1 protein-coding gene is annotated in these 405 nt (G+C 74.8%); it reads left to right on the forward strand.

The window, feature by feature from the left end:
* Positions 1-261: HIT domain-containing protein (locus AB6A65_RS16670; RefSeq protein ID WP_371039500.1), on the forward strand; the 261-nt coding region annotated here is incomplete at its 5' end.
* Positions 262-405 lie beyond the last annotated feature (144 nt).

Genomic DNA, 405 nt, shown 5'->3' on the forward strand with positions numbered 1-405 from the left:
CCGGTGCATGTGCTGGTCATCCCGAAGGGCGCCTACGTGAACTACGACCACTTCGCCGCCGAGGCCTCGGACGCCGAGATCGTGGATTTCACCCGCACGGTGGGGGAGGTCGCCCGCAGGCTCGGCGTCGCGCCGGGGGCCGGGGGCACGGGCTATCGCCTGCTCTCCAACGCGGGGGAGGACGCCGCGCAGGAGGTGCCGCACCTGCACGTCCACGTTTTCGCGGGCGGCCGGCTCGGCCCGATGCTCCTGCGCCGCTGATCGGCGCGACGACGGGGGGCGATGCCGGCGGTGGGCGCGGCATGCGCGCCCACGTCTCTCACGTGGCGCCGGGTCGCCCGGGGGTGTGCCGTCTCACGCCGTGCCGGCCGGCCGCGGGGCGATCAGAAGTCGAAGAGCTCGTCG

It is taken from the genome of Rhodosalinus sp. FB01, from assembly GCF_041365715.1.
Taxonomy (GTDB): domain Bacteria; phylum Pseudomonadota; class Alphaproteobacteria; order Rhodobacterales; family Rhodobacteraceae; genus Rhodosalinus.